The organism is Faecalibacterium butyricigenerans (genome assembly GCF_020687345.1).
In the GTDB taxonomy this organism is placed as follows: domain Bacteria; phylum Bacillota; class Clostridia; order Oscillospirales; family Ruminococcaceae; genus Faecalibacterium; species Faecalibacterium butyricigenerans.
This window is the reverse complement of the sequence record NZ_JAJEQL010000053.1, coordinates 1-7249: the sequence shown is the minus strand read 5'-3', so window position 1 is coordinate 7249 and position 7249 is coordinate 1. Positions and strand designations below refer to the sequence as shown.

Sequence of the window (7249 nt, the reverse complement as noted above, 5' to 3'; positions counted from 1 at the left end):
GATGAAGGCCGTGGACACCTTCGACTCCACCCGCCGGGCCAGATTTTCGACTTACGCCAGCCGATGCATTGAGAATGCTATCCTCTCCCCAGCGCACTTTGGGATGGAAAAGAGAATCCACCTCTTTCACGCAACAACGCATCTACGTCAAAATGGATTTTTTGGAGCCGAGAGAGCGGTTCCTTTTTTCTGCTTCAGAGGGTGTCATATGAGGGTCGTGGTTTAACCCCTCTCTACATCCTGCAGGTACCGCTTGCCGGGCCGCACACCACTTCGGAAGCACAGGAGTTCTTCCGTATGTACCATTCTTACGCCGACATCCCGGACCCATGGGACCGTCTGCGTTGGTGCCGCTATGGTCTTGACTTGCTGCAAAAAGAGGTTGCTTCCATGGTTGGCATGGAGGAATGGCTCTATCGGGATCTGGAAAGCGGCACATTTCACCGCAGCTTTACGCCGGAACTTGCGGACAAGCTCGCCGCCCTTTACAGCATCCCGGTGGAAGACCTTCTGGATGACTACACCCTGTTCCTGCACCGCGGCGGTGGAGAGCTGCTCCGACGCTACCGGGAATCCAAAGGCTGGACCCGCAGGCAGCTTGCCGACCATGCAAAGGTCAGCAGGACAAGCATCCGCTGCTGGGAAAGTGGACAAAAGACCATCAGTCAGAAGTGTTTCCGGCTTCTGGCCGAAAATCTTGGGCCCGATTTTCTTTCTATGCTTCGCATGTGAGGTATGGTAATTTTTCTCCGGCCAAACGAAAAAGCTCGTCTGCAAGCCACGATATGTGGCAGCGCAGACGGGCTTTCGTTATGGAATCATTCTGTTTCAATTATTCTGATATTCGCTCTGACTTACATGGCGTTCCGTAAAACACGCAGTCGTTCTTCAAATGTTGCTTTCCATGCCGAATGCTCGGAGAATACGGTGTGCTCCACCTGACGGACTTGGTTCAGTCCGATGTTCCGCACCGCTTCCACTGCAGCATCTTTTTGGCTCAGATGGCGTTTTCCCACGGTCAGACAGTTTGCGCCTTCTGGCGTGTCGTACTGCTGAAACGCCCGGTTGAAGTCCATCAGGTCATGCAGACGGATGGGCTGATTGGTTTCGTTGTCTACCAGCAGACCCCAATTTTCCCAATGACGGTCGGTATTGCCCACCAGATAATCCAGAATGTTCATCATATAGTAGCTGGGAGCATCCAACTCTAAGATCTTATCCAGCGTGTTCCAATCATGGTTCGTGCAGTAGACGTCATAGGCTGCATAGGTCACAAGACTGTATCGCTGAGATGTCATGATTTTGCTGATAGAAACCGGCTCATTTTCAAACATCCCCTGCTCATACAGTACCTGATGGCAGTCAAAGCACCGGCAGATTTTGCTTGCCAGCACTTCACGTTCCACCGCTTCCCTGCCACCATCCTTGTAAAGATAGAAGCCATCCTCTTTTCGCACCCACGCCTTGGGGTACAAGCCGCCCGTAGACAGGTCATTTGCCAGAAGATGGGCGTTTGTCACCGTCATTTGGTGCCCCCGCAGCGCAATATCCACAAGCGCATTGTTTAAGGAGTGTGCAAAAAGGTTGATATCCTCGAATCGAATCTTCTCGTTTTCTTCTTTCACCCAGAACACATCCAGCAAAGACAGACAATGGTAGGATAATGCAATCTGTGCTCGTTCCCTGTCCGTAACACTCTGCGATGCACCGATACTGTTCAGGATTTCCTTGGCGTAGGTGCGATCCAACGTCAACATCCGGGAGGCGCACCAATAGTAAAAGTTCGTTACATTATTGATGCGCTCGTCAAAATCATCCGATTCCACCAGAACCAGATCATAGGGCATGAAATCCTCGAGGCAGACCCTGCATTCCCCTGTCGTGCTGAGTTGTGCCACACAGCTTTCCCGGTGCATGATCTCGTAAAACATGGTTTTCATCCCTCCCTGCGTTCTGTGTCTTGCTCTGTATTTATATTACCTTCTTTTTTCACGGGACGCAAGAGCTTTTACTTTTCAAAAAGCTTTTTCTGCTGCTCCATCAGGACGGTTTCGATACGCTCTTTCAGCAAAAAGTGGAACTGTTTTGCGTGTTATGCAATGCCATAGGATACCATATTGGCCGCCAATAATCAACCGTTTTGTTGTGTCGGCAGCATTTCAAAACACTTATGTAACACAAAAAGCCCCACGCTCAACACTGCCTCTAAATCTGACCGTCTCTGGTCAGAGCAGAAAAGCATATGTTGAGCGTGGGGCTTTGTTTATCGGCTCGGCTGCCAACCGGGCTTTTAGTGTTCTTTGGGTTTGTAGGTTCCTTTGGTAGTATCGATCACCGCCTGCAGCAATTCGAGCTTCTGCCATGTGGGGCAGTTCAGACGGTCGATTTTTTCGATCACATAGTTGGCGTGGGCGGTTGCGACCCGTTTTCCGAGTTCGTCCCATCCCTCTTTCGTTTTGGGGTAATGTACCACCACTTCAATGGGGGCACTCTTTCGCATGGCTCACTCACCTCCGATTACATCGCTATCACCTCATTTTTACGGGTTACTGGTTGTCCGCTATTCGCTGCGGTTTCCGCTCAGAACATTCAGAGCCAGACTGACCAGCAAAGCCATATCAATGCGGAGCATTTCAGCCTTGCTGGCATAGCCCATAAAGCGTTCGATGCAGGATTTATCGATCGTGAAGATCTGCTCCAGAAGAATCATGGACGGTTCTTCAAAGGCCGGGTTGGAATCCACCAGCACATGGGTGGGCTGGTTTTTCTTCTTTTCCGTCCGGGTGGTAACAGTTGCAACGATCAATGTAGGCGAATGACGGTTTCCAATGTTGTTCTGCAGAACTACCACAGGGCGTTTCCCGCCCTGTTCCGAGCCGATATGCGGCTCCATGTCTGCATAGTAGATGTCCCCTCTGAGATATCTCCAATTGTTCGGTAACATAAAAATCAACCTCCTTTTTATGTAAGAAACAGCCGCCGCAGACGAATACCACGACGGCTGTTGTTCAGGAGGTAGAACGAAATTGTCAGTTTTTCAGCGGCAGGCTCATCTCACGGCTGGCACCGTTATAGATGCGAAGAATCTGCCGCATGTGGCGGTTTGCAGAACTGCCGGTGTCTTTCTGTGCCAGCTGCGTGATGGTTTTCGGATGTGTCCTTGCCAGCTGCTGCACCAGCCGCTCCCGGCTGTACTCGCCCTCGTATACGGAGATGAAACGGGCCACACCCCGGATTACACCGGCAAGGTAGGAATCCACATTGCCCTTCCACGCCTCGTTGATGATGCGAAGCATCTCGACGTAGCGCTCACAGCCATACTGCTTGTACAGTTCGTATGCCGTTTCGATGCAGTAGATTTTCCAGGGTGCCCGGATGCCGTCATAGGCAAATTCCACACCGGCATTCGACGTGATCTCCACAAAGTAAAGTGCATCCGGGTTTTCGGCCACCAGATTTGCACGAAGGCGTTCGCCGGCCGTCAGGCAGGTAGCATTGCCGGTCTGAATCGCAAACAGCGTTGCTTCGTCTTCTTTGGTAAGGCCGTAGAAGACTTTGCAGCGGATGGGCAATTCCATACCTCCATTGCAGGTTCGACGTGCTTCTACCGTGTTCTGCCCATCAAAGATGTAGAAGCGCCCGTCCCGGAAGCTGGCCTTCGGTTCGTTTGCAACGTACTCCGAGAAGTTTTCCGCAATATGAGTAACCTTTTCGACATGACGGCAAGTTCTGGATGTTCTCGGAAGGCGAGAGAAAGTTCATCGGACTGGAAAAGAACAGTCACGTCTGCCTTGCCATTTACGACAAGTATGATGGTTTTGGCAATCTCAGAAGCCTGCAGGTCACCGGCATTGCGACGATGGTCGAGCCTTTCTCGGAGGAGTACAACGCCCATGCTGCTTTCAAGAAGATCCCGCTGGACGCTCTGAAAAAACTGCCCTCACCGATGAATCTGATCTGCGTGACGCCTACCCGCATCGATGCGCTGTTCTCCGATTTCAAGAAAGACGGTTACAGCGTCCGGCAGGTCCTGCATCAGCTTGCGTGAACAGAATTAGCTAAATCAACCAATAAAGGCCTCCGAATCTCTTTCTTATTAGGAAAAGATTCAGAGGCCTCTGTTTTACAATTTTTTCGGAATAGCGGCTTTCACCAGCAGCGTCATGGGACGGCGCAGTTCATCTTTCATTCTGGGAATATTCAGCATCTCTGCAGAGGTTCTTTGTCATATTCGCTGGTATGGAGTGGTTTCACTGGCTGCATTGAACTTCTGATAACATCCAAAATGGTCTGATCCGCCGGAAGCCACGGAACGGAATCAATGTCATCTTTTGTCAGCCATCGTGCAGCTTCCGCTTCTTTCAGAACAAGATCGCCGGAAACCACTTCACACCAGAAGCAGTCCATGGAAAGATGAAACGCCGGATAATCGTACTCGATTGTCCCAATTAAATCCTCCACGGCGATTTCCGTGTCCAGTTCTTCTTCGATTTCCCGCTTCAGAGCCTGCTGCGGGGTTTCGCCCGGCTCGATTTTGCCGCCCGGAAACTCCCATTGACCTTTGTAGTCACCATAGCCGCGGGCGGTAGCGTAGATTTTGCGTTTTGCCTGCATGGAGTCGCAAATCACAGCTGCCACAACACGAATCGTTTTCATAATGTTCCCCTTTTGGATTCATTATAATGGCCGACCGTCAGAAGTCCCACCGACACGATAGAACACCCTGTTTCCTGCTTTTCTTGCAGTAAGCAGCCCCATCTCATGGAATTTCATCACAAACGTCCGAATGGTTGCATACGCAGCGTTTCGGAAATCCTTTTCCAGCTGCTTTGTGGTAAACTCCTCTGCACCATAAGCAGACAGAACATACTCCCAGAGCAGCCGTTCTTTTTCTGTGATTTTTCCTTCCGCAAGAGCAGTTTGATATACCTCAAGATCAGTTTTCGGCGGGACTGCATCCACCTGCAGACGGTTATAGACCTCATTGCAGAAGTAGAACAGAAAGGGAGTCACATCCGTATAGCCGGAAATCAGAGCATTTCTCTCCACGCGTTCGTAGGCTTTGTAATATGCGCCCTTGTTTTCAGCGATGTATCGGGAAAACGGCGTGAACAGTGCCGCAGGATAGCCCTGCTGAACAAGATACCAGAGGTGGAATAGCCGTGCAGTGCGTCCATTCCCGTCAGAATAGGGGTGGTAGTATGCAAAAGCAAAGTGCAGAATGGCAGCCTTATGCAGCTCATTGATGCCGTCATTGGCATTCGCAAAATCGACAAGACATTTCATGGCACCGGGAAGCCGCTCTGCCGGAAGTCCCGGTCTGGGTTCTTCACCGCCCACAATAAAAACCTCGCCATGCCGATAAAAGTGGTTTGGCAGTAATCGATCTTCATCCGGGAGATAATCCCCTGTGCTGATCTGATACAGGTGATGCAGATTCTCCTCGGTGATCCTATTCTGACGATTCGCGATAAACTCCAGTCCGCGCTTCATACCATAGATGCGGGCTTCTTGTTCATCACGGGGGGCATAACCATCGAGGATATAACGGATACTGCTGCGGGTCGAGCGGATACTTTCAATTTGAAAAGTAGCATAAATTTCCTCGGTCATCGCCGACAAACCGAAGTTTTGTCCACTGACAGGGACAGAGAGCAACTGCTTCATACCATTTGTTGAAATTTGCGCGAGGTTCGGCAGGTAAAACAGCTTATTTCCAGAAAAATCAGTCAACGGCAGAGGCTGCGCAAAGTTTTGCCGCAGCAATTCGGCAAATTCTTTGACGCTGACAGTCGAGTACTTGTATTCCATCCGATTGAGTTCAAGCAAATGCTTATCTGAAAGCATTTTGGCAAACTGTGCCCCATCCATTCTGTCCACCTCGCAGTTGATACTTATTGATACTATATAGTATCAATATATCGATTCTTTATAAAAAAGTCAACCGAAACAGGCCGAACCAACTTTTTTCCATACTCTCCGTCAAAATTCCCGTGGTTCCGTCACGGATCACATCTCCATCGGCTTATTCCCCACTTCGTCCAGATACGCATTCAAAAATTCCGCTGCAAGGCTGTTGGGACGGATGTTTTCTCTGGCTTCCTGTGGGGTGAACCACTTGCAGCGATCCACTTCGTGGTTGATATGCAGCGCCTTTGCGGTTCTGACGAAAGCCGTAAAGTTGCACATCAGCGTGTTGGACGGCTCAAAAAACTTGGTACGGTTGAACCGGAGGTGTTCTACTTCCAGCCCGGTTTCTTCCCGAACCTCCCGCACCACGGCATGTTCTTCTGCCTCACCGCGGTTCACATACCCGGCCACAAGAATATAAGAGAGCTTACCGTACTGCTGGATGAGCAGGATTTTCCCGGTCTCCTCATCCACAACAATCATGCTGACTGCCACATTGTACATCGGGAACCGGTATTGCTGGCATTTCGGGCAATAAGGCACAATGCCCTCTTCTTCCAGTTCTTTTTCAATCAATGCCGTACCGCATTCAAAGCAATGCTTCTGAATCATTTTTACACTCCAAACACTGTTTTCGTCAGCCGGATACCTGCTGCCGTTTTCATCGTATGTTCCATAAAGGTTCGGATTGCCTGCTGGTCGTACCCGCTTTCGGACGCATTGACGATATAATCTGCCTCAATCAGAATCTGATAGTCAATGCCGTTGATCTGCGCCGGACTATGGTGGTGCCCTACCAGATAGGCCACCCGGTCGATCTGTTCTGCTGTCATGCCGGTATCCGCCAAGAACTCCCGCACCAGCGGGGCACCCTCCTGCTCCTGATATTTACCATTGGTATTGCCATACTTTTGGCGGCAGAGCGGGCAGGCGATATCGTGGGTGATGGCCGCCACCTCCAGAATAAACTGCGTGTCTGCGTCCAGCCCCTCCAGTTCACCAATGGTTTTGGCATAGGTCCACACGCAGCTCAGGTGCGTGATGTCATGGATATTCCCTTCGGAAAAGGCGATCATCTTTTCCATGATCTGTGCAATGGTCATCATTTGTTTTCACTCCCGTTTTTAATACTTAAATGTTCACCTTGATAAACGCGAACTTGTCGGGGCGAGGCCCCTCCATCTTGCTGCCGCAAGACCGTTCTGTCACTTAAAAGCCCCACTGGGGCTTTCATTGTTCCGCTTCGCTCCACAAACGCGAATTTGTTATTCTCCTATGGAGGTACCGCTATCGTCTTTAAGACCACAAATCGCAACTATACCATTATTTTTATAACTCA

General features: G+C 50.3%; 10 protein-coding genes. 2 read left to right on the top strand and 8 right to left on the bottom strand.

Annotation, left to right across the window (positions count from 1 at the left end; translation table 11 throughout):
* Window positions 1-297 precede the first annotated feature (297 nt).
* On the top strand, window positions 298-732 hold the full coding sequence (locus tag LKD23_RS12415) for a helix-turn-helix domain-containing protein (protein ID WP_227621907.1): 435 nt from the start codon (window positions 298-300) through the stop codon (window positions 730-732).
* A gap of 122 nt (window positions 733-854) precedes the next feature.
* Here LKD23_RS12415 and LKD23_RS12410 read toward each other — a convergent pair whose 3' ends face one another.
* The 4 genes from LKD23_RS12410 to LKD23_RS12395 all read right to left on the bottom strand — a co-directional run bounded on the left by LKD23_RS12410 (window position 855) and on the right by LKD23_RS12395 (window position 3698).
* Window positions 855-1931, bottom strand: a complete 1077-nt coding sequence (locus tag LKD23_RS12410; protein ID WP_227621906.1) for a hypothetical protein — start codon at window positions 1929-1931, stop codon at window positions 855-857.
* A 359-nt stretch (window positions 1932-2290) separates the two neighbouring features.
* Entirely contained in the window at window positions 2291-2500 is a 210-nt protein-coding gene (locus tag LKD23_RS12405; protein WP_227621905.1) for a hypothetical protein, read from the bottom strand.
* Window positions 2501-2560: 60 nt separating this feature from the next.
* Window positions 2561-2944, bottom strand: coding sequence for a type II toxin-antitoxin system PemK/MazF family toxin (locus tag LKD23_RS12400; RefSeq protein WP_227621904.1), 384 nt, complete (start codon window positions 2942-2944; stop codon window positions 2561-2563).
* 85 nt (window positions 2945-3029) lie between these two features.
* Window positions 3030-3698, bottom strand: a complete 669-nt coding sequence (locus tag LKD23_RS12395; protein WP_349138499.1) for a DUF6551 family protein — start codon at window positions 3696-3698, stop codon at window positions 3030-3032.
* A gap of 35 nt (window positions 3699-3733) precedes the next feature.
* On the opposite strand from LKD23_RS12395, the gene LKD23_RS12390 reads away from it, so the two are divergent.
* Window positions 3734-4048 (top strand): hypothetical protein, encoded by a 315-nt coding sequence (locus tag LKD23_RS12390; protein WP_227621902.1) that lies wholly within the window; start codon window positions 3734-3736, stop codon window positions 4046-4048.
* 152 nt (window positions 4049-4200) lie between these two features.
* Here LKD23_RS12390 and LKD23_RS12385 read toward each other — a convergent pair whose 3' ends face one another.
* The 4 genes from LKD23_RS12385 to LKD23_RS12370 form a co-directional block, all read right to left on the bottom strand.
* The gene (locus tag LKD23_RS12385; protein WP_227621901.1) at window positions 4201-4656 is read right to left on the bottom strand and encodes a (deoxy)nucleoside triphosphate pyrophosphohydrolase; all 456 of its coding nucleotides are present in this window, start codon (window positions 4654-4656) and stop codon (window positions 4201-4203) included.
* A 21-nt stretch (window positions 4657-4677) separates the two neighbouring features.
* Entirely contained in the window at window positions 4678-5871 is a 1194-nt protein-coding gene (locus tag LKD23_RS12380; RefSeq protein ID WP_227621900.1) for a Fic family protein, read from the bottom strand.
* Window positions 5872-6009: 138 nt separating this feature from the next.
* Window positions 6010-6522, bottom strand: coding sequence for an NAD(+) diphosphatase (locus tag LKD23_RS12375; protein ID WP_097778871.1), 513 nt, complete (start codon window positions 6520-6522; stop codon window positions 6010-6012).
* 2 nt (window positions 6523-6524) lie between these two features.
* Window positions 6525-7016 carry an HD domain-containing protein gene (locus LKD23_RS12370; protein WP_227621899.1) on the bottom strand — a complete coding sequence of 164 codons (492 nt, stop codon included), beginning with the start codon at window positions 7014-7016 and terminating at the stop codon, window positions 6525-6527.
* Window positions 7017-7249 lie beyond the last annotated feature (233 nt).

Bases quoted from the DNA above. Each gene is read 5' to 3' on its own strand.
- LKD23_RS12370 (WP_227621899.1), bottom strand. From the start codon at position 7,016: ATGATGACCATTGCACAGATCATGGAAAAGATGATCGCCTTTTCCGAA.
- LKD23_RS12400 (WP_227621904.1), bottom strand. From the start codon at position 2,944: ATGTTACCGAACAATTGGAGATATCTCAGAGGGGACATCTACTATGCA.
- LKD23_RS12375 (WP_097778871.1), bottom strand. From the start codon at position 6,522: ATGATTCAGAAGCATTGCTTTGAATGCGGTACGGCATTGATTGAAAAA.
- LKD23_RS12410 (WP_227621906.1), bottom strand. From the start codon at position 1,931: ATGTTTTACGAGATCATGCACCGGGAAAGCTGTGTGGCACAACTCAGC.
- LKD23_RS12390 (WP_227621902.1), top strand. From the start codon at position 3,734: ATGTTCTCGGAAGGCGAGAGAAAGTTCATCGGACTGGAAAAGAACAGT.
- LKD23_RS12405 (WP_227621905.1), bottom strand. From the start codon at position 2,500: ATGCGAAAGAGTGCCCCCATTGAAGTGGTGGTACATTACCCCAAAACG.
- LKD23_RS12415 (WP_227621907.1), top strand. From the start codon at position 298: ATGTACCATTCTTACGCCGACATCCCGGACCCATGGGACCGTCTGCGT.
- LKD23_RS12385 (WP_227621901.1), bottom strand. From the start codon at position 4,656: ATGAAAACGATTCGTGTTGTGGCAGCTGTGATTTGCGACTCCATGCAG.
- LKD23_RS12380 (WP_227621900.1), bottom strand. From the start codon at position 5,871: ATGGATGGGGCACAGTTTGCCAAAATGCTTTCAGATAAGCATTTGCTT.